We start from the raw sequence: 21,260 nt of genomic DNA on the forward strand, positions 1-21,260 counted from the left end.
ATTCTCAAAAAAGAGGAACACATAATGGATGTGCCCCTCTGTACGATTGGTTTTAGACTTAGTTTCCTTTAACTTGGCTCATTACTTCGTCAGCAAAGTTATCTTCACGCTTCTCAATACCTTCGCCCACTTCATAACGAATAAACTCGACTAATGTTCCGCCTGTTGATTTAACGAAATCGCGGACTTTCTGATCAGAGTTCTTAACGAAAGCTTGGTCTAGCACACAAATTTCCTCGAAGTATTTTCCAAGGCGGCCTTCAACCATTTTCGCTACGATGTTTTCAGGCTTACCTTCATTCAACGCTTGTTCAGTCAATACTTTACGCTCATGCTCTACTTCTTCTTCAGACACTTGATCGCGTGAAATGTATTTAGGATTCATCGCTGCAATGTGCATCGCTACATCTTTCGCTGCGTCCGAATCTGTTGATCCTTCAAGAACAGTTAGAACCGCAATGCGTCCGCCCATATGCAAGTAAGGTCCGAATGCATCTGCATCTGTTTTTGTACGAATTTCAAAACGACGAAGAGTGATTTTCTCTCCGATTTTAGCTACTGCATTAGAGATATGTTGAGATACCGTCAAACCGCTGTCCATTTTAGCTTCATTCGCTTCTTCAACTGTTGCCGGCTTAGTTGCAAGCAAGAATTCAGAAAGTTCTTTAACTAATTGTTGGAATCCTTCGTTTTTCGCTACGAAATCTGTTTCAGCGTTCACTTCAAGGATTACTGCTTCGTTACCTTGAACTAAAATATTCGCTACACCTTCAGCAGCAATACGATCTGCTTTCTTCGCTGCGCTTGAAAGACCTTTTTCACGCAAGAAATCGATAGCTGCTTCCATATCGCCATTAACTTCACTTAGTGCTTTTTTGCAGTCCATCATACCTGCGCCTGTTTTTTCACGAAGTTCTTTAACCATTTGGGCTGTAATTGTTGCCATTTGAGAATTCCTCCTAATAAAATTCATTTACAAATATTACTTTAAAAAAAGACGATAAGGGGTACGCCGCTTATCGTCTCATCATTTACATTAGTCTGCAGCTACAGTTTCTGTTTCGTTCGCTGTTTCAGCAGTCGCTTCATCGTCTTCACCTTGACGGGATTCAATCAAAGCATCTGCCATTTTGCTTGTAAGTAAACGTACTGCGCGGATTGCATCGTCGTTCGCCGGGATGACATAGTCGATTTCGTCCGGATCACAGTTAGTATCTACGATTCCAACGAGTGGAATATTCAATTTGATTGCTTCAGCTACCGCGATACGCTCTTTACGTGGATCCACGATGAAAATTACATCTGGCAATCCTTTCATATCACGGATACCGCCTAGGAATTTCACCAGACGATCATGTTCTTTATTTAATTGAGAAACTTCTTTCTTAGGAAGTACGTCGAATGTGCCGTCTTCTTCCATTTTCTCAATAGCTTTCATGCGTGCTACACGCTTTTGAATTGTACCAAAGTTTGTTAATGTTCCACCCAACCAACGTTGGTTGATGTAGTACATTCCTGCACGTTCTGCTTCTTCTTTGATCGCTTCTTGTGCTTGTTTCTTCGTACCTACGAAAAGGACTTTTCCTCCATCAGCACCGACTTGGCGCATGAAGTTGTAAGCTTCCTCTAATTTTTTCACCGTCTTTTGTAGATCGATGATGTAAATGCCGTTACGCTCCACAAAAATGTATTTCTTCATTTTCGGGTTCCAGCGGCGTGTTTGGTGTCCGAAATGAACACCTGCTTCTAGTAATTGCTTCATTGAGATTACTGACATGGTAATTCCTCCTATTGGTTTTTGTCCTCCGTGTACTTCCTGCGAAAAAGCGACCATAATGGCACCAACTCTTTCTTCCGCACACGTGTGTAGTAATACCATCTACTAAAATAACACAGATATAAACCTTTTGCAACAGAAGCCAATTGTTTTAGCCAAATTTCAATAATAATTCGATCTCAGTCTGACCTTTTCCAAGCTCCTTTGCAATTTCCTGTACCGACTTACCTTCTGCAAGAAGCTGTTTCGCCTTGTCCCGATCACTTAATGGAGCCATTTCTAAAGAATCTGTCGTGGCAGCATTCTTCTGATACGAACGCAATGCGAATTGAACAGGGACTGGATGTGATTTTTGCTGAACTTTTTCTGGTTCAGCAGCAGTTTCTTCGTTCTGTGAATGAGTCTGTGGAAAAGCAACCTTAGATGACGGTTTATTCACCGGTCTTTTATTCAACTGTTCAATCAACCGATCATTTTCTTCTTTGATTTCTGCCAAATAAGCCATGATAGACTGATCCATCTCGTGCATAAGTTTTTGCTGTTTTTTCTCCAAGTTATTGAATTTGGAGACTTTCATATACAGTAAGGTCATAATCATAAAACTAATGATTTGTAAAATAAATAAAATAGCTACTACGATTCCCATGATATGTCACCCATTATAATCGAAAAACGAGCCCTTAAAAGGATGTTTAACTCGCTGTTCCGCTTTCTCCTGTTTTTCTCTCTTCTGCTGTTCAGATTGCTCATCAGGTTGGGAGTCGTCAGCATCCAGCTTGGCATATGGATCGGATTCAAGGACAGTTTCTTGGTTTTTAATCACTTGTTTTTCCATCGACGTATTGGCATGTTGCTGTGCAATTTGTGATTGTTGCTGTTTTTGCTCAGCAATTTTACCTGCTTCAAACGTTTTAGGTATGGCAATTTGCAATTCGATACTTTTCAAGCTCATAAAATCCCTCCATCCGTAATCTCAGCTGCCAACAATGAACGCAATTTAAACAAAGCTTTCGAATGAATCTGAGAAATTCTAGAAGTTGATAAACTTAAAATTTCACCTATTTCCGTTAGTGTCATATCTTCTTGATAAAATAAACTTAAAACAAGCTGTTCATTTTCATTCAACTCTTTAATTTTTATCATCAGATCACTAATTAATTCTTCTTTGACAGCTAACTGTTCTGGTGTTTTTATGTGATCATCCCGTAAGACAAACGTTTGGTCATTCTGCTCGTCGTCATCGTTCATCTTTTCATCAATCGACAAAACGTTAGCAAAATACTGTTCATGAACAGTCTGGTAAACTTCATCCGCTGTCACGCCAAGATGATCTGCGACTTCTTCAGGCGTCACGGACCGTAAATAAGATTGTTCGAGTTTGCTGATCTCCTCATCCAACTTTTTCGACTTTTCTCTGGAAGAACGCGATAGCCAGTCTTCTTTACGCAAGCCATCTATAATTGTTCCTCGGATACGAAAGGATGCATACGTATCGAATTTCAAATCTCGGGTCGGGTCAAATTTTGTTAAAGCATCAAACAGGCCTTGATAGCCTAGAGATTTAATTTCATCTCGCGAGACATTTTTCGGCAACCCCGCACTAATTCGTTGAACGTGATAGTTCACTAATGGTGTGTATAGTTGGACTAGTGCGTCACCTGCATCAGGATCACGGTCTTCGAGCCATAACTTCCACTGATGCCGTTCAGTCGTTTCTTGCTTTGTCATCGAATTCACGCCTTTCCTGTCAGCTACCGTCTGTCTACTTTTATCTCTTATCTAGTAGTATAGCAAATCTCCATAAAGAAAGGCGACTAATGAAATAGCCGCCTCTGTTTTACATTGAACGCTTAGATTTCCTGCGTACCCGCGTTAACGGTACGTATATGGAGAATACAAGTCTCCGGATCAAATTCAATCGTTCGTCCGCTCGATCCCCCGGTATCTTCTGACACAATAGGAATGGAAAGTCTTTTCAATTCTGCTTTTACCGCTTCTACATTCCTTGGACCGATTCTGATCGTGTCATTGGAACCAAATTGGAACATTTGTGCGCCGCCAGCAATTTTCGCCTTCAGACTAAATGGCCGAACTCCTTTGGCTTTTAACATTTCCATCATGGCGTAAATCCCGGTATCCGCAAATTTAGCGGCGTTTATTTTTGTGGATTTTCCTAATTGGCTATCAGGCAACATGACGTGGACCATGCCTGCAATTTGCTTTGTTTTATCGTATAACACTACGCCTACACACGAGCCCAGACCGGACGTACGGATTGTCTGGGGTGTTTTGGCTATATTCATATCCGCAATCCCGACACGTACTACTGTTTTTGTATTCAGCATTTACAAAACACCTAAAGAACTGAAAATCGTGCGATACGAGGGTGGGTCTGGTAATAAGAAAAAATGTCCCGCTAAACTCGAAATACCTTGTTCCCCTTCTTGCAAAATTTCAGTTTCGATGACAATGACTTCATCGCTGTACTGAGATACTTCAATCAGCCCAAAACTGACGATCGCACCTACCATATCCACACTTAAAGAAGGTACGGTTGGATAAATATTCAAAGAGGTGAAATCGGAAAGTGCAGATAAATAAGAACCTGAAAGAATATTACCTAATTCTTGCAATGCAGAAGCACCTAAACCTAAATCTTCTACTTGGGAAAACACAAATGTTGGATCGCCGATCAATTTACGAATAAACTCTGTAGCGGATTCAATCGTCAACACGAAGAACATACTGCCAGTCAAATCTCCTTCAATTCGCAAGAAAATCCCAGCAACAATCTTTTCAGTGCCTCCTGCAAGTTCGAACATTTCATCAAAGGAAACCAACTCTACATTTGGGACCCGCATATCAATCTTATGCCCTAGCAGCTGAGACAAAGATGTCGCTGCATGAGCTGCCCCTATGTTGCCGATTTCTTTTAACACATCGAGATGCATTTCAGTAATTTCATTGTCAGAGTTCATCTGCATTCGCCTTTTTGATCGGTTGAAGCACTTTTTCTAAATTCAACATGACGAGCAGACGTTTATCCACTTTAGCCACCCCAGAAATGAATTCTGATTCTACAGAACCGACTACTTCCGGCTGAGGTCCAATCACGCTTGTAGGTACGTCCATGACATCATTGGCGTCGTCCACGATTAAACCAACTTCCGAATCAGCATGTGAAACGATAATAATGCAGCTTGATTCATCAAATTCTTTTGGTTCCATATCAAAGCGTTCACGTAAATCTACTACTGGCGTCACGACACCTCGCAAATTCAACACACCTTTAACATATGAAGGCATTCTAGGTACCCGTGTAATGGATAAAGATTTCTCAATTGATTCCACCACATCCAAACCAATCGCATATTCCTTATTCATCAGTTGGAAGACAATTACTTTCATATCACTTACTTCAACAGCTTTTGCCATGCTTCTAGTCACCTCGATTTATTTAATCAGTGCATTACAGTCGACAATTAATGCCACTTGGCCGTTTCCGAGTATGGTGGCGCCTGATATTGCAAAAACACTCTGCAAGTAGTTTCCAAGCGATTTCAAAACAATTTCTTGTTGCCCGATAAATGAATCTACGACCAAGCCTGCTAGACTTTCTCCTTTGCGCACAATTACGATGGATTGGAAATCTTCCTCTTCGCGACGATTTTCCATTTCAAAAATCTCTTTTAAATCCACCAATGGCACGATAGTTCCTCTGAAATCAATGACTGGCTGATTGTGAGCGTTCAAAATATCTGATTTTTGAACGATTGCCGTTTCAATGATTGAAGAGAGAGGGATTGCATATATCTCTTGATCTAATTCCACTAGCATTACGGAAATGATTGATAGTGTTAGCGGTAATTGAACTTGGAATAACGAGCCTTTACCTTCTTTGGAATCAATCGAAATATGGCCGCCAAGTGACTCGATTGTGCTTTTCACAACATCCAAACCAACTCCGCGTCCCGAGACGTCTGTAATCGCTGCAGCAGTTGAGAAACCAGATGCCAGAATCAGTTCTGCTACTTGTCGGTCGGATAAAGTAGGCGCGATTTCTTCACTTACAATTCCTCGCTCGATCGCTTTGCCTAATACGCGCTCACGATTCACTCCGGCACCATCATCTTCCAGTTCAATAAATACATGGTTCCCTGAATGATAAGCCCTCAGCGTAACAGTGCCTTCTTCCGGCTTACCTTTCGCAATACGCTCCTCAGGACTCTCAATGCCATGATCTAGCGCATTTCGAATTAAGTGGACGAGCGGATCGCCGATTTCATCGATAACTGTCCGATCGAGTTCAGTTTCTGCACCGATGATTTCTAAATTTATTTTCTTGTTTAAATCACGTGCCAACGTACGAACCATTTTAGGGAACCGATTGAAAACTGTCTCCACAGGAACCATCCGCATATTTAATATAATATTTTGTAGGTCGCCTGAAACTCTCGTCATTCTTTCCACTGATTCATTCAATTCGGGGTTATGCAACTCACTTGCAATCGATTGAAGGCGCCCCCGATCAATGACGAGTTCTTCAAATAAGTTCATTAAGATGTCTAAACGATCGATGTTTACTCGGATAGTCTTATTTGAAGAGGCGTGATTCGTCTTCTTGACTTGAGTAGCTTCCTTTGGCGCAGCTTTTGCTTTCTCTGTTGCCGCAGGAAGGGTGTCTGCGATATTTGGTTTTTCTTGCGGTTGCTCATCATGCTGTTCAAATTCGATTTGTTTATATTTCTTGATATATTCATCTGTAATATGCTTAATACGAACTTCTTCGATTTCTGAAACCTTCATAATTTTAGCTTTCAAGTCGTCCGCATCTTCATGAGTCAATAAGACAATTGTAAAGTTTTGATCGAACTCTTCGTTTTCAAGCTTCTCTACAGTCGGAACGGTTTTGATTACTTCGCCGAATTTTTCTAAGATCTCAAATGTCATGAACACCCGGGCTACTTTCAGCAGACAATCCTCACGTAACTCAACAGTTATTTCGTAGGCATTAAAACCTTGTTCCGATGATTGCGAGATCACCGTCAATTCAAAGTCATCGTAGTGAATTCCTGACGACGTAACGACTGCGGTTGCACTCTCTTCCGTAGTGGCAGCAATTGATGCATTTTCTTCTAAGTCAAGCGGTTCTCCCGCCTCAATTCGATTTAGAGTATCCACTAAGACACTTACGTCTTTTTTCCCATTACCGCCTGCCTCGATATCGAGCACCATCAGTTCTAAATCATCGGCAGCTTCAAATACGACATCCAATATTTCAGTTGTTACGCTAATTTTGGAATTACGGATGGCATCCAAGACGTTTTCCATCTTATGTGTCAAGTCTGCTATATCTTCGTAGCCCATAGTTGCGGACATACCTTTCAATGTATGGGCTGCTCTGAAAATTTCATTGACAATTCCTAGATCGTCCGGGTTGTTTTCTAAAGCAAGCAATTGTTCGTTACATGCTTGCAAGTGTTCTTTACTTTCTTCGATGAACATATCCAAATACTGATTCGTATCCAATGTAAAGCCCCCTAGTCACTTCAAATTTCCCATTATTGCCTCTGCGATCTGTTGAACATCTTTTATCTCATCGCTCAATCCTGCATCTATTATGGCTTTTGGCATCCCATAAACTACTGAGGTATTCCTGGATTCCGCTATCGTCACCGTCTTGCACGAAGAGCGTAATAACTCCATGCCTTCTTTCCCATCAAAACCCATTCCGGTCATAATAGCCGTAACATACTCTAATTCCGGATGCTTGGCGGCTGATTCCAATAAAACATTGACTGCTGGGCGATGTCCAGAACGCGGAGCTTCATTGCCGTCCAGCAAGACTCTATAACCTGCAACTGTTTTTTCAAACTTTAAATGCAGCCCGCCTGGAGCGACATATGCTGTTCCGTTATATAGTAACTCTCCATTTTCAGCTTCTTTCACAGTGATTTCACTCAATCCATTTAAGCGTTCAGCTAGCGACTTTGTGAATCCCGGCGGCATATGCTGAACAATTAAAATAGGTGCAGGAAAATCCGCAGGTAGGCGTGTAATCACTTCTTGTAAGGCTCGAGGCCCCCCTGTCGATGTGCCTATTATAACAAACGTTTTGGTAGTTTGGGCTTTATTTTTAGAAAAACTTGCTAAATTAGCAGGCATTTCTGTGACACTATTCATTCTGACTGGGGCTTCCTTCTTTTCTGCTGGTAGTGTATAGCGAGTTTTCTTCGGTGTTATTTTCCTAGTCAACGATGTGATTCGGACATTAGAGGCAGCAAAAACTTTTTCTACTATTTCTCTCTCGATTTCGTGAAGATTCAAAGAAATAGCGCCGCCCGGTTTGGCAATGACATCCACCGCACCATACTCAATAGCGAGTACAGCATTTTCGGTGTTGTGTTTCGTTGTACTCGATAAAATGACAACAGGTACTGGATGATGATCCATCATTTCCTTCAGTGCCTGTAAGCCATTCATCACAGGCATTTCAATATCCATCGTCACAACATCCGGTTTCAGTTCCTTCACTTTCTCTATGGCATCTTGTCCATTCCTGGCTATCCCAATGACTTCCATCATCGGATGTCGGTTCAACATATCTGATATCAATTTCCGCATAAAAGCTGAATCATCTACGACAAGTACTCGTTTTTTCTTGCCAGTAAGCACATCAGACACGCCCTTTCCGAAAAATGTTCTTTAATTTGCCAAGGAATCCTGAAGACTCAATAGAATTACTAGATTGATTGCCAAGTAGAAATGACTCAGTTATAGCTTTCATCCGTTTGGTAATTTGTGCATTCGGATACAACTTCACAAAGGGGGTTTGGGCTACGACTGCATTACGTACATTCATATCGTCCGGTAAAAATCCTAAAATATTTGTCTCCGCAGATAAGAACTTACGCATGGCCAGCTGCAACCGAGCCACGGAATCACGTCCATCTTCTTCTCTCAATACCCGATTACTGACAATATGAAAAGTTTTATCGGCTTCTTGCAGGCAAATGAACTTCATCATTGAATAGGCATCCGTGATCGATGTCGGTTCAGGAGTCGAAATTAAAATGATTTCGTCTACCGCCAAAATTAAATCCAGTGAACTTTTTGTAGCGCCTGCACCCATATCAAATAAAATCACATCATAGTCAGACTGCAGAATGGAAAACGCATCAATCAAACGATCGAACATGGATTCAGACCACTCCATCACCGTTTCTAAACCTGATCCACCTGCAATAAAAGCCAATCCGTCTTCAAGAGGAGTAATAACATCGTACAACCCTTTAGAGCCTGTCAAATAATCCTTCAAACTGTGATTGGGTGTGGCACCAAATAAAATATGAATATTGCCCATGCCAATATCCATGTCAATTATCAATACTTTCTTCCCTTTTTGTGCAAGTGAATAGGAAAAATTGGCGGTAAAGTTGGATTTCCCTACGCCGCCTTTCCCACTAATAATTGCTACAGATCGAGCTGCTTTGCCTTGGGCTTTTAACATTTTCAACCGCAATGCTTCTGCTTGATCATGCATCTTGATCACCTGCTAACAAAAGAGAAAATAACTTTTCCACGTTTGCCTCTATTATATCCTCAGGTACTTCTTGACCGTCTGTATAATATGCCGTACCAATTTTGTGCTTCAGCATCAAATTGATCATTGATCCAACAGAACTTGTTTCATCCGTTTTTGTAAAAATGAATTTTTCAATCGGGAATTTTTTGAATCGGTCAATGATGATATCCATATCTTGTTCTTTTGATGTAGTGGAAAGGACAAGATATGTCTCCATATCCAATGAAAAGTCTACGAGGCTCTGCAAATCTTCTACAAACTTTGCTTCCTTATAATTACGACCTGCCGTATCAATGAATATCAAATCGCGGTCTTGCAACTTTTCAATCGCAGCACGAAAATCTGTTTCATTGTAAGCAATTTCTACAGGCGCTTGCAGTAGATTAGCATACGTTCGTAATTGTTCAATCGCCGCGATACGATATGTATCTGTCGTGATAAAAGCAATCTTCTTTTTTTCCTCAAGTAATGCGCGAGCTGCAATTTTTGCGATCGTTGTTGTTTTCCCGACGCCGGTTGGTCCTAACACATTGATATATTTTTTGGTATAAGAAATTCCGCCGAACGGTACATCTTTCAGTTTGGCGGAAAACCATTCTTTCATTATTTGAAGTTGTTCGCTATTGGTGAAATCTTTTTTCTCTTTTTTCATTCGTTCATATAACAAATCACCGGCTTCCACAATGTATTCATGTGCAAGTCCTTGTGATTGCAACTTCATTAATAGTGGCACCAATTCATCTGGAAACTTTTCCAATGTCCGGTCGCTTTGTTGCATTCCCTTGATCAAGTTCTTCATTTCCTGCATTTCTTTTTGTAGCTGTTCTGTCGTATTCGTCTGAACTGTTGATTGAACGACAGGACGTGCAGGCAGCTCAATTGGGTGTTTTTCTATTGTTTGATCAAAACCCGCCACTACTTCCACTGAGCGTTTTTGAAATAAACCAAGGAAGCCTTTTGTCTTTACAACATTTGAGCTGAGGATGACTGCGTCATCCCCAAAATCTCCACGTACTTTTTTCATCGCCTCTACCATCGTAGGGGCTGTATACTTTTTCATCTTCATCAAATATCCACCACTCCTACGCTTTGGACTTCCACAGACGCTTCGAGTTCATTATAAGACAGTACAGGTATTTGCGGGAAATACCGCTCCGTAATTTGACGTAAATACATCCGAATGGCTGGAGAACATAGAATTACCGGTGCTTGATCGAGCAAAGCGACTCGCTCTATTTCCTGAGCAATCCGTTCTAAAATAGCTTGAGATTGCGCAGGATCGATTGACAGGAAATTCCCTTGTTCTGTCTGCTGGATACTATCTGCAATAAGCTTTTCCACTTTACCGGAAACCGTCAATACTTTTAATGCCTCGCTGCCGACCACGTACTGATTGGTGATTTGCCTAGCGAGCGATTGTCTGACGTATTCAGTTAATACATCTACGTCAGAGGTATATTTGGAATAATCAGCAAGCGTCTCGAATATAATCGGCAAATTACGCACAGATACTTGTTCGCTTAACAACTTTGCCAGTACTTTTTGGATTTCTCCAATCGATAACGGTGTTGGTGTCAATTCATCGACTAAAATAGGATAAGTTTCATGCACATGATCGACCAGTTGTTTCGTCTCTTGACGTCCAAGCAAGTCGGCAGCATTGGCACGAATCACTTCGGTCAAATGGGTAGATACCACACTCGGCGGATCCACAACTGTATAGCCCATGATCTCAGCTTCTTCTTTCGCTTCTTCTGTGATCCATTTCGCAGGAAGACCAAATGAAGGTTCCACAGTATCGATTCCTTCAATCAGATCTTCACCACCAGGACTCATAGCTAAATAATGATCCAGCAACAACTCGCCTCTGGCCATTTCATTACCTTTAATTTTGATTCGATATTCATTTGGTTGCAACTGGATATTGTCACGAATACGCACGACTGGAATAACCAGCCCTAATTCAATAGCCAACTGTCTTCTGATCATCACAACTCGGTCCAACAAATCCCCGCCTTGTGTAGCATCGACGAGTGGAATTAAACCGTAGCCGAATTCAAACTCGATTGGATCAACATTCAGCAAATCCACTACGTTTTCCGGCCGCTTCAGACCTTCTGTTTCCACTTCTTCTTCCATCTCCAGCAGCTCGTTTGGATCTTCTTCTGATTTACGAGTCATCATAAAGGCACCTGCCGCTAGCGCAAGAGAAATTGGTATCGTTAAAATATCATTAATGGGTGTCGCCAAACCAAGTAACAGAACGGTTACTGCTGCTACATAAAGCAGTTTAGGCTGTCCTAGAAGTTGGTTGGTAATATCTGTTCCTAGATTCCCTTCAGAGGCAGCACGCGTCACAACTATACCTGTTGCCGTCGAAATGAGGAGAGCCGGAATTTGTGAGACAATCCCGTCCCCGACGGTCAACCGAGAGAATTGAGTTGCCGCTTCCGCAAAAGGTAAATCCATTTGCACGACACCGATGATCATCCCAACCAGCAAGTTGATTAAAACGATGATGATCCCAGCAATTGCATCCCCTTTAACAAATTTCGTAGCACCGTCCATCGCACCATAAAAATCGGCTTCATTACTAACTTTTTCACGTCTCGCACGCGCTTCAGTGTCTGAAATCATGCCTGCATTCAAATCCGCGTCAATACTCATTTGTTTACCCGGCATCGCGTCTAACGTAAACCGAGCAGCAACTTCCGAAACACGTTCAGAACCTTTCGTTATGACAATAAATTGAATAATAATCAAAATCACAAAGACCACAAGACCTACGACAATATTGCCGCCTGTAACAAACGTACCGAACGTGTCGACTACGCCACCTGCGTCACCTTCAGAAAGAATCGCACGCGTTGTAGATACGTTGAGACCAAGTCGGAACAATGTTAATAACAATAACAACGACGGAAAAATGGAAAACTGTAACGCTTCCTGCATATTCATTGCAGTCAATAGGACCAATAATCCTAATGTGATATTGATGATAATCAAAAAACTTAATAACCAAGGTGGTAACGGGATGACGAGCATCGCAACAATCATAATAACCGCCGCAAGTACTCCGATATCTTTAAATTGCATGCCATCCCTACTTTCTTATTTCACTTATATTTTTCGCTGAATGCGATAAACGTACGCTAAAATTTCAGCAACCGCCTTGAAAAACTCTTCCGGAATGCGATCGCCAACTTCTACTTGATCATACATGGAACGTGCAAGCGGCCGATTTTCAACCATGACAATTTCATGCTCTTTGGCGATCATCTTAATTTTTTGTGCAATAAAATCTGCACCTTTCGCCACAACAATGGGCGAATCCATTTTCTCATCATCATACTTTAATGCAATGGCAAAGTGAGTAGGATTCGTGATGACGACATCCGCTTCCGGTATCTCCTGCATCATACGCCGCATCGCCATTTCTCGCTGACGTTGCTTAATCCGGGACTTAATGAGCGGATCCCCATCCATATTTTTATGTTCATCCTTAATATCCTGTTTGGACATTCTTAGGTTTTTTTCATAGTCAAATTTCTGATATAAAAAATCCAATATCGAAATAAAAAGCAAAACGAGTGAAGCGATAATTCCCATCATCCCCACTAATTTAGCGATTGTCAGCAGTGTCATATGAGGGGTTCGGAAAGCCAAGTCAAGCACTTGTCCGAAGTTCATCCAAATAACTAATGTAGTAACCGTACCAATAAACGAAATTTTTAATACTGATTTCAATAATTCTACAATGGCGCGGATTGAAAATATACGCTTCAATCCTTTAATTGGATCAATCTTTTTTAGATCAAATTTTAATGGTTCACCAGTAAATAACAAGCCAAATTGCAGTAGATTGGCTGCAACACTTGCAACTACAGCTATCACCATAATAGGCAATAATATAATCGCCATCTGTTTGACGATATCCATATAGACTAGCATGACTTGATCTTCGTTCAACGTATGTATAGGTATAAAATGCGTAAAAGATTCACGAAAAAAAACAAAGAAATTATCTCTCATGAATCCTGCCGCAAAAAACATGAACAGGAACACAGAGAGTAAAACAATCGAACTTGTGACGTCCTGACTTTTCAGTACTTGCCCTTTTTTTCGAGAATCTTCCCGTTTTTTCGGAGTGGCCTTTTCAGTTTTCTCGCCGGCGAAAAATTGTAAATCCAGCCTTAGTAACAATTTAGCCACCTCCCAGCAGTACCATCAAATCTCTCATTGTCAGGATCATCACTTCGAACAGTTTTTTCATTAAGGTAATCAGCACACCCGACATCGTCACGATTGCGAGAAAACTGACACCGATCTTGATAGGGAATCCGACAACAAATATATTCAGTTGCGGAACTGCCCTTGCCGTAATTCCAAGAGCCAAATCTACTAAAAACAAAGTAGCGACAACAGGAATCGCCATCTGAAACGCAATGGCAAAAGCTTTAGCAAATGTCAGAACCATGAATTCCGCCATTCCCTCGCTGCCAAACGGCGGCCACAACTCATTGACCGGGACAAACTCGTAACTGTAGAAGATACCGTCCAGCAGCATATGATGGCCGTTGACCGCAAGTAACAGCAACATCGCCAATGAATTGAAAAACTGGCCGAGCAAAGGAGATTGAGCACCAGTTTGCGGATCGATGACGTTGGCGATGGCAAAACCCATTTGAAAGTCGATGAACCCGCCTGCCACTTGAATGGCAGCCATAATAATAAAGGCAGCTATACCAATCGACAGGCCAATTACCGCTTCTTTTATTACAAGCAATATGTATTGTCCGTCAATTTCCATAACCGGCATTTCCACAGTATAGGACATCATCCAAGCGAGAACCGCAGCAAAGATCAAGCGCTGAGTCGTTGGAATCGATCGATATGAAAAAAGCGGCAGCGTAACGAAAAAAGAAGTGACACGCGTTAGTATAAGTAAAAATGCAGGCAGTGATGGGATGAGTTCATTCATTTAATCACCCGATATACCTAGAGAGATTGGAAAAGATTTCACTCGCGTAATTGGTAACGTAAGAAAGCATCCAAGGGCCGAAAAATACAATAGCAACCATGACTGCTATGATTTTAGGCACGAATGCCAATGTCTGTTCTTGAATCTGTGTAGTTGCCTGAAAAATACTGACGGCTAACCCAGTCAATAACGCTACGATCAAAAGAGGTCCAGCAGCGAGAAGAATAACCCATACTGACCGTTCTGCAATGGAAATCACAAATTCACTCGTCAACTAAAACCCTCCCTAAAAGCTTTGTAGCAATGACTGGATAATGAGATACCAACCGTCCACTAAGACAAACAGCAATATTTTAAACGGCAATGAGATCATGACAGGCGGAAGCATCATCATTCCCATCGACATGAGGACACTGGCGACAATCATATCAATTACGAGAAACGGGATAAAAATCATGAAGCCCATTTGAAATGCGGTTTTGATTTCACTCAATGCGAAAGCAGGCACCATCATCGTTAATGGAATCTCTTCGATTGTTTCTGGCCGTTCCATTTGGTTGTAACTCATGAATAATTCCAAGTCTTTTTGTCTTGTATGTTGACTCATGAATTCCTTGAATGGCCCACTGGCGCGTTCGTACGCCTCGTCTAATGAAATTTCCTCATCGAATAATGGCGTCAAGGCTTCTTCATTCACTTGCGATAAGACAGGTGCCATAATGAAGAAAGTTAAAAATAACGCAAGTCCCACCAGCACTTGGTTAGGCGGCATCTGCTGAGTCGCAAGTGCTGTACGAACAAAAGACAACACAATAATGATCCGTGCAAATGAAGTCATCAAAATTAAAATGGCGGGTGCCAGTGACAGGACTGTCAGCAGCAGAAGCATTTTAATTGAAGTGGAGACATTGGCCGGATCACTGCTTGAAAATGAATTTAGAAAATCAGTCATCCCGGTCGCTCCCTTTCCCCTTCATTCGATCCAACTGCTGCTTGCGATCCGCTTTGATCTCTTCCATTTTGGATGAAAACAACTGACTGAAATCGGAGGCTTCTCCTACCGGGTCCCCAGATTTTGATTTCGCAAAAAATCTTTGATAAACCTGTGAGATTAACCCTTTTTGTACTTCACTGCCCTCTTGATCATAGCGTGCCAGCAAGTCGGCAATTTCATCTGGGTCTTCAATTTCCTTAAGAAGTTGGACATCTTCTCCTACGCCTACAACGAAATAATGATTACCCATTTTTACTAATTGGATTGATTTATGCTGCCCAAGCGACACACCGCCCAAATTCGTCATCAAGCGAGTTTGATCGAAGTTCCGGTTGCGTTTATTTAGAAAACGCAGCAACCATACAAGTAAACCTATGACGAAAATGAAGGCGAGAAACGTTCGGATATAATCCCAAGCAGTTAAACCCTTCGGCGGATCCATTGTAGTCTCCGGATCGGAAATTTTATTACTGTCTGGATTGTCCAAAAGGGGAGTATCAGAGCTACAATCTTTTCCTTTTCCGATGCAATCGGAGATTTTTGCGTCAGGATCTGTTTCCGCATATGCTTGGGGCATGAAAACAAGACAGACAAGCAACACAATAAGCCATTTGGTAACTATTTTTGCTATCATAAGGCGACTTAGCTCAACGCTTTGTCGATCGCTTCAATAACACGGTCTGCCTGGAAAGGCTTAACGATGAAATCTTTTGCTCCCGCTTGGATTGCATCAATTACCATTGCTTGCTGACCCATAGCAGAACACATAATGATTGTTGCAGAAGGATCCGTACCTTTAATCGCTTTAAGCGCCGCAATACCGTCCATTTCTGGCATCGTAATATCCATTGTCACGAGATCCGGTTTTAATTCGTTGTACTTCTCCACGGCTTGTGCACCATCTGCCGCTTCACCTACTACTTCATAATCGTTTTTCGTCAAAATATCTTTAATCATCATGCGCATAAATGCCGCATCGTCTACTACTAAAATTCGTTTTCCCATTCCTATTCCCTCCAGATATCTACTATCGTAAGTTATTCAAGCGGTCCATTTGGCTCAGTATATCCGTAATGCGGACTCCGAAGTTTTCATCGATGACCACTACTTCGCCTTTTGCAATAAAGCGATTATTGACTAAGATGTCTACTGGTTCCCCAGCCAATTTATCCAGTTCGATAATTGAACCGCTGGACATTTCCAATATTTCTTGTACAGAACGCTTTGTTCTGCCCAATTCCACAGTTACTTGAAGTGGTATATCAAGCAGCATATTTAAATTATTTGCTTCATCTTTACTTAAGCCAGGTGCTTGGAAGCTTGCAAATTCTGCCTGCTGCACTTGTACTTGCGGCTGTGTCGGTCTTGGTGCTTGTTGAACCTGTTGCTGCGGTGGTGCTTGATACATTGGTTCAGGCTGCGGTGCAGGTTGCTGAACCTCTTGTTGCGCTGGCGTTTCTTGAGCTACAGGCTGTGTTGGGGCCGGCGGTTCTTCCGTAACCGTCGCAGCCTCCTCTTCTCCCATTAGAGATGAGACAAGTTTCTTCCCAAATTCCAGCGGGAATAATTGCATAATATCCGAGTCGATCAATTCGCCCACCTTCAAATTAAATGACACACGGATCAGCAAATTATGCGGTGGAATATGTTCTGTTCCTTGATCTAGTTGAATGTTCATCAAATCAATGGTAGGCGGTGAGATATCCACCTTTTTATTAAATATGGTCGACATGGATGTAGCAGAAGAACCCATCATTTGATTCATGGCTTCCTGTACAGCACTTAAATGGATATCGCTCAACTCTTCATTCGGGGAAGTACCGTCCCCGCCGAGCATCAAATCAGCTATAATTGCTGCATCGCTTTGCTTAATAACAAGTAAATTGACACCACTCAAACCTTCGGTGTATTCGACTTTTATTGCGACATACGGGTGGACAAACTCTTTGTCCAACTCATCGCGATTAATCAATGAAATCTTCGGTGTTGTAATGTCTACTTTCTGTCCGAGTAACGCGGACAAAGCAGTCGCTGAACTACCGAATGAAATGTTCCCGACTTCTCCAAGGGCGTCTTGCTCCATATCTGTTAAGTAATCGCCGATTTGGATGTCTGCTGATTCCGATGCTGGTTCTTCAGCCGGCTCCAGCGTTTCACCGCGCAATAACGCTTCAATTTCTTCCTGTGAAAGAATGTTATCACTCATCATCCTCATCCCCTCCCGTCTTCAAAGTATCCAGTATTTGAACAGCCATCCGGTTTCTCAATTTCCCTGGCTGTGCGGTAAATTTCGGTGTTTCTCCTACCCGAATGACGAGCGGATCTTCAATTTTCGTATCCAATGAAATGACATCTCCCATTTGCAGGTAAAGGAAATCTTCTATAGAAATTTCTCCTTTTCCTAAATCAGCAACTACCGGTAATGTCGCTTTTTTAATGCGCCTCTCCAGAAGTATACTCTGTTCTGGAGTTGGCTCTTTTTTATTCGTCTGCATCCAATAACTGACAGATAAGTTTGGAATGATAGGTTCAAGTGCAATATGCGGAATACACATATTAATCATACCGCTCGATTCGCCTATAACGATATTAAATGAAATGACAACGACCGTTTCATTTGGAGAAATCATTTGCAAAAACTGCGGATTGACTTCCATCTCCGCAAGATATGGATCGATTTCAATCAGTCCCGACCAAGCCTCTCGTAAACTATCAAATGAACGTTCAAATAAGTTCGTTAAAATCTTTGTTTCAATCTCCGTCATATTATCTACTTTTCCAGAACTAGAGCCAAATCCACCCATTAAGCGTTCAAGCATGGAGTACGCAACATTCGGATTCACTTCCATCAAAATATTGCCTTCTAGAGGCGAGACATCGAATATATTGATCAATGTCATATTCGGAATCGAACTGATAAATTCTTCAAATGGAATCTGATCGACCGACACAACATTGATCTGGACATATGTGCGCAGCTGAGCAGAAAAATAGGTCGTCAGCAATCTAGCAAAGTTTTCATGGATTCGTGTCAAACTGCGAATCTGATCCTTCGAGAAACGCAGTGCCCGTTTAAAGTCATACACGCGTACTTTTCGGGTTTCTTCTTCTTTTTTCATTTCTTCCGCTGACATTTCACCCGTCGATAAAGCAGACAACAGCGCATCTATTTCATTTTGGGACAGTACATCTCCCGACATAAGCCCACCTCCTCTTGCGTAAGCACCTCTTACAGATCATAACTTTCGTCATTGAATAATGTAAGAGACAATATACACTTTCTCTATTTTACCATCTTGCATCAATTCATTCAGTTGGGCTTTAATAGAATCCTCGAACTGCTGCTTTCCTGCTTTTCCTTCAAAATCTTTCGCTGTCATCTCGGAAAGCTCTTGAATTACTAGGTTTTTCACTTGGAAGTCTCGTTTTGTCAGCTCTTCTGCCGCTTTCTTGCTGTCTGTCTGAATCTTGAGTGACACGCGAATGAAATTGCGACCTGATAAATTCGTCGTGATTTCCTCGATATCGACAGAGGACTCAAGAATTTCATCGATGTTCGGACCCTTCTCTGCAGTTTCATCGCCTTTATTAAAATTCAAAATTAGAACAACTGCCACCACGCCAATAAGTGTGATACTTACTAAAATAATCAATGAGATCGTCAATAATTTATTCTTCATCTTCTTCACCCCGGATATGCGGATTCGACAGCAACTGGACCGCTTGATAAAATTCAATGATCCGGCTGTTCACTTCCTCAACCGTATCAAGGACAATATACTTTGACCCTGTCGTCAATGTGATCGTCGTGTCTGGAAACGACTCGACCTTCTCTATGTACAAAGCATTTAATGTGAATGTCGTTCGATTCAACCGCGTTACTTTAATCATATGTAAGGGGCCAGGCCAAGGCCGGCCCGACCCTCCTTTTTTATTCTATGCTAGGTTTATCGTTTCAAGTTTACGAGTTCTTGCAGGATTTCGTCTGATGTTGTGATGATCCGGGTGTTGGCTTGGAATCCACGTTGTGCTACGATCATTTCTGTGAATTCTTCTGATAGGTCGACGTTAGACATTTCTAGGGAGCCGGATACTATGGAGCCGCGACCGCCTTGAAGAGGGTCAGTACCTGTCTGTTTACCGGCATTCGGGCTATCTTGGTAGAGGTTTCCTCCAACTTTTTGAAGTCCTCCTGGGTTACTGAATTTAGCAAGCTGTATTTTCTGAGTGCCTTGTAGAGCGCCCGCAGAGTCCACATATTTCACTTCACCATTTTGCCCGATTGAAATTGATTTAGATCCTTCAGGTATATTTATCTTGGCATTCGCACTATCCAACAAATATCTACCATCTCCATCTACCAAGTCTCCTGCTTTATCCATGTAAAAAATGCCGGCCCTTGTGTATAGGCTATTGGCACCTCCAGCACCTCCAGCCTCACCAACCACAAAAAAACCATCTCCTTCTATCGCAAGGTCTAGTGTATTACCAGTAAACTGTGTAGATCCAGGAGTGTGGATTGTATCAATGGTAGCCAATTGAGAACCCAAACCTACTTGCTTAGGATTCACACCACCACGTGGTCCCCCTGGAGCGGTAGCACCAGACACAGTCTGTGAATACAAGTCTTTAAATACAGTACGCCCCTTCTTAAATCCATACGTATTCACATTCGCAATATTATTACCAATCACGTCTAATTTCGTCTGAAAGTTTTTCAATCCTGATATTCCTGAGTACATTGACCGTAACATAATGTAGTTTCCCCTCTCGATTTTAAAGTGCACCGCGTCATTCAGTCGGCGATGCGTTGGCATCCTCGTAAGGTCCTGCCAAGTTTAGCTGAGTAGTATCGTGCCATCGATATTCGTAAATAATTGGTCTTTTGCTTCCATGCGGTCCATCGCGGTGATGACGGTTGAATTTTTTGCACTGACGATGAGTGCAGCCTGGTCGGTCAACACAAGTGATTCACGTATTCCCTTCCTCTTCGCCTCGTCCACTTTCTCTGAGATGCGTGTCCATTCTGCATCAGTCATTTGAATGCCTCGTTCTTGTAGGCGGTCGTTTGCGTGTTTGCTGATCTTCAACTTCTCCGGTTGCGTCGCTTTCTGCAAATGTTCAATAAATGAATGATTAGGCTTGGCTGTCTGTTGGCTTTTCCCTTGGTGTATGAGTGGCTGTGATGGAATGCGATGGAAATCAATCTTATTCATGACATCGCTCCATTCTTGTCTTATTCACTGATCGAAGTGAATTGGTTTCCTTCAATCTTAATGTCGCCTTCCAAAATATAATGCAACTTGCCATCTTTATTCGTAACAGAAACTACCTTCCCTGTACGTTCTTCGTCGCCATCCATATAACCGACTGTCTTGCCAATAAGCATACTTGCCTGCACAAGATTGTTCGGTTGACTATCGGAACCTCCGCCTGCACCAGATGATAATACTTCAGAAATATTACCTGGAGTTAATTCTTTTCCATCTTCCAATGTAAACACAATCGAACCATTAACATATTTGATGGATTGAATATTTCCGGTTCCTTCATTGATGATCGGCTTGCCGTCTTCATCCTTCTTATCTGTCACTTCATGCCATTTAACGTCTTTGCCGATAAAGCTGTTGTATTGAATTAATTGACTTTGGTTCTGCGCTTCTGCAAACTTTTCAAATGCTTTTGCCATGTTCATCGTTTGTTCGAGTGACGAAAACTGGGCCATTTGTGCAATGAATTCATTATCTTTCATCGGATTCGTTGGATCTTGATTCGTCAACTGTGCAATAAGGATTTTCATGAAGGCATCCTTCCCCATCGTGTCGGGGCCAGTCTTTCGTTCATCTCGCTGCTTATTGATCAGGTACATTGAATCTGTAATCGGTTTATATCCTTCTGGTGAATTAATTTCGTTGGGCAATGT

26 protein-coding genes are annotated in these 21,260 nt (G+C 41.9%); all 26 read right to left on the minus strand.

Features of this window, described 5'->3' with window-relative positions; translation table 11 throughout:
• Positions 1–58 precede the first annotated feature (58 nt).
• The 26 genes from tsf to flgD all read right to left on the minus strand — a co-directional run bounded on the left by tsf (position 59) and on the right by flgD (position 21,257).
• On the minus strand, positions 59–946 hold the full coding sequence (tsf, locus tag B5D59_RS09415; RefSeq protein ID WP_040758242.1) for a translation elongation factor Ts: 888 nt from the start codon (positions 944–946) through the stop codon (positions 59–61).
• A 90-nt stretch (positions 947–1,036) separates the two neighbouring features.
• Positions 1,037–1,777 (minus strand): 30S ribosomal protein S2, encoded by a 741-nt coding sequence (gene rpsB, locus B5D59_RS09420; protein WP_040758243.1) that lies wholly within the window; start codon positions 1,775–1,777, stop codon positions 1,037–1,039.
• A 151-nt stretch (positions 1,778–1,928) separates the two neighbouring features.
• Entirely contained in the window at positions 1,929–2,423 is a 495-nt protein-coding gene (locus B5D59_RS09425; protein WP_009497371.1) for a helix-turn-helix domain-containing protein, read from the minus strand.
• 6 nt (positions 2,424–2,429) lie between these two features.
• Positions 2,430–2,729, minus strand: coding sequence for a hypothetical protein (locus tag B5D59_RS18465; protein ID WP_009497372.1), 300 nt, complete (start codon positions 2,727–2,729; stop codon positions 2,430–2,432).
• Entirely contained in the window at positions 2,726–3,505 is a 780-nt protein-coding gene (locus B5D59_RS09435) for a FliA/WhiG family RNA polymerase sigma factor (protein ID WP_078817737.1), read from the minus strand. The genes B5D59_RS18465 and B5D59_RS09435 overlap by 4 nt, the downstream gene beginning before the upstream one ends.
• Positions 3,506–3,627: 122 nt before the next feature.
• Positions 3,628–4,122 (minus strand): chemotaxis protein CheD, encoded by a 495-nt coding sequence (locus B5D59_RS09440; protein ID WP_009497374.1) that lies wholly within the window; start codon positions 4,120–4,122, stop codon positions 3,628–3,630.
• Positions 4,123–4,755, minus strand: a complete 633-nt coding sequence (locus B5D59_RS09445) for a chemotaxis protein CheC (RefSeq protein WP_009497375.1) — start codon at positions 4,753–4,755, stop codon at positions 4,123–4,125.
• On the minus strand, positions 4,745–5,212 hold the full coding sequence (locus B5D59_RS09450) for a chemotaxis protein CheW (RefSeq protein ID WP_009497376.1): 468 nt from the start codon (positions 5,210–5,212) through the stop codon (positions 4,745–4,747). Before B5D59_RS09450 ends, B5D59_RS09445 begins: the two co-directional genes overlap by 11 nt.
• An 18-nt stretch (positions 5,213–5,230) precedes the next feature.
• Positions 5,231–7,306: a chemotaxis protein CheA gene (locus B5D59_RS09455; protein ID WP_078817738.1), complete on the minus strand. Its 2,076-nt coding sequence runs from the start codon at positions 7,304–7,306 to the stop codon at positions 5,231–5,233.
• A 15-nt stretch (positions 7,307–7,321) separates the two neighbouring features.
• Positions 7,322–8,461 (minus strand): protein-glutamate methylesterase/protein-glutamine glutaminase, encoded by a 1,140-nt coding sequence (locus tag B5D59_RS09460; RefSeq protein ID WP_078817739.1) that lies wholly within the window; start codon positions 8,459–8,461, stop codon positions 7,322–7,324.
• The gene (locus B5D59_RS09465; RefSeq protein ID WP_078817740.1) at positions 8,454–9,320 is read right to left on the minus strand and encodes a MinD/ParA family protein; all 867 of its coding nucleotides are present in this window, start codon (positions 9,318–9,320) and stop codon (positions 8,454–8,456) included. Before B5D59_RS09465 ends, B5D59_RS09460 begins: the two co-directional genes overlap by 8 nt.
• Positions 9,313–10,428, minus strand: coding sequence for a flagellar biosynthesis GTPase FlhF (gene flhF / locus B5D59_RS09470; protein ID WP_009497380.1), 1,116 nt, complete (start codon positions 10,426–10,428; stop codon positions 9,313–9,315). Before flhF ends, B5D59_RS09465 begins: the two co-directional genes overlap by 8 nt.
• The gene (flhA, locus tag B5D59_RS09475) at positions 10,428–12,458 is read right to left on the minus strand and encodes a flagellar biosynthesis protein FlhA (protein WP_078817741.1); all 2,031 of its coding nucleotides are present in this window, start codon (positions 12,456–12,458) and stop codon (positions 10,428–10,430) included. The genes flhF and flhA overlap by 1 nt, the downstream gene beginning before the upstream one ends.
• Before the next feature lie 24 nt (positions 12,459–12,482).
• Complete coding sequence (gene flhB, locus B5D59_RS09480) at positions 12,483–13,574, minus strand: flagellar biosynthesis protein FlhB (RefSeq protein WP_009497382.1); 1,092 nt, start codon at positions 13,572–13,574, stop codon at positions 12,483–12,485.
• Entirely contained in the window at positions 13,567–14,343 is a 777-nt protein-coding gene (gene fliR / locus B5D59_RS09485) for a flagellar biosynthetic protein FliR (protein ID WP_078817742.1), read from the minus strand. Before fliR ends, flhB begins: the two co-directional genes overlap by 8 nt.
• A 4-nt stretch (positions 14,344–14,347) precedes the next feature.
• On the minus strand, positions 14,348–14,617 hold the full coding sequence (gene fliQ / locus B5D59_RS09490; protein WP_009497384.1) for a flagellar biosynthesis protein FliQ: 270 nt from the start codon (positions 14,615–14,617) through the stop codon (positions 14,348–14,350).
• 12 nt (positions 14,618–14,629) lie between these two features.
• Entirely contained in the window at positions 14,630–15,295 is a 666-nt protein-coding gene (gene fliP, locus B5D59_RS09495; protein ID WP_078817743.1) for a flagellar type III secretion system pore protein FliP, read from the minus strand.
• Positions 15,288–15,971, minus strand: a complete 684-nt coding sequence (locus tag B5D59_RS09500; RefSeq protein ID WP_078817744.1) for a flagellar biosynthetic protein FliO — start codon at positions 15,969–15,971, stop codon at positions 15,288–15,290. The genes fliP and B5D59_RS09500 overlap by 8 nt, the downstream gene beginning before the upstream one ends.
• A gap of 8 nt (positions 15,972–15,979) precedes the next feature.
• Complete coding sequence (locus B5D59_RS09505; RefSeq protein ID WP_078817745.1) at positions 15,980–16,342, minus strand: response regulator; 363 nt, start codon at positions 16,340–16,342, stop codon at positions 15,980–15,982.
• Positions 16,343–16,364: 22 nt separating this feature from the next.
• Complete coding sequence (gene fliY / locus B5D59_RS09510) at positions 16,365–17,543, minus strand: flagellar motor switch phosphatase FliY (RefSeq protein WP_078817863.1); 1,179 nt, start codon at positions 17,541–17,543, stop codon at positions 16,365–16,367.
• Positions 17,536–18,537 carry a flagellar motor switch protein FliM gene (gene fliM / locus B5D59_RS09515; RefSeq protein ID WP_078817746.1) on the minus strand — a complete coding sequence of 334 codons (1,002 nt, stop codon included), beginning with the start codon at positions 18,535–18,537 and terminating at the stop codon, positions 17,536–17,538. Before fliM ends, fliY begins: the two co-directional genes overlap by 8 nt.
• Positions 18,538–18,585: 48 nt before the next feature.
• Complete coding sequence (fliL, locus tag B5D59_RS09520) at positions 18,586–19,017, minus strand: flagellar basal body-associated protein FliL (protein ID WP_009497390.1); 432 nt, start codon at positions 19,015–19,017, stop codon at positions 18,586–18,588.
• Complete coding sequence (locus B5D59_RS09525; RefSeq protein WP_009497399.1) at positions 19,007–19,228, minus strand: flagellar FlbD family protein; 222 nt, start codon at positions 19,226–19,228, stop codon at positions 19,007–19,009. Before B5D59_RS09525 ends, fliL begins: the two co-directional genes overlap by 11 nt.
• A gap of 56 nt (positions 19,229–19,284) precedes the next feature.
• Complete coding sequence (gene flgG / locus B5D59_RS09530; protein WP_078817747.1) at positions 19,285–20,091, minus strand: flagellar basal body rod protein FlgG; 807 nt, start codon at positions 20,089–20,091, stop codon at positions 19,285–19,287.
• A gap of 84 nt (positions 20,092–20,175) precedes the next feature.
• Entirely contained in the window at positions 20,176–20,553 is a 378-nt protein-coding gene (locus B5D59_RS09535) for a TIGR02530 family flagellar biosynthesis protein (RefSeq protein ID WP_009765505.1), read from the minus strand.
• Positions 20,554–20,573: 20 nt separating this feature from the next.
• Complete coding sequence (gene flgD, locus B5D59_RS09540; protein ID WP_078817748.1) at positions 20,574–21,257, minus strand: flagellar hook assembly protein FlgD; 684 nt, start codon at positions 21,255–21,257, stop codon at positions 20,574–20,576.
• Positions 21,258–21,260: the final 3 nt, after the last annotated feature.

The sequence above is a fragment of the Sporosarcina newyorkensis genome (assembly GCF_900167515.1).
GTDB lineage: Bacteria > Bacillota > Bacilli > Bacillales_A > Planococcaceae > Sporosarcina > Sporosarcina newyorkensis.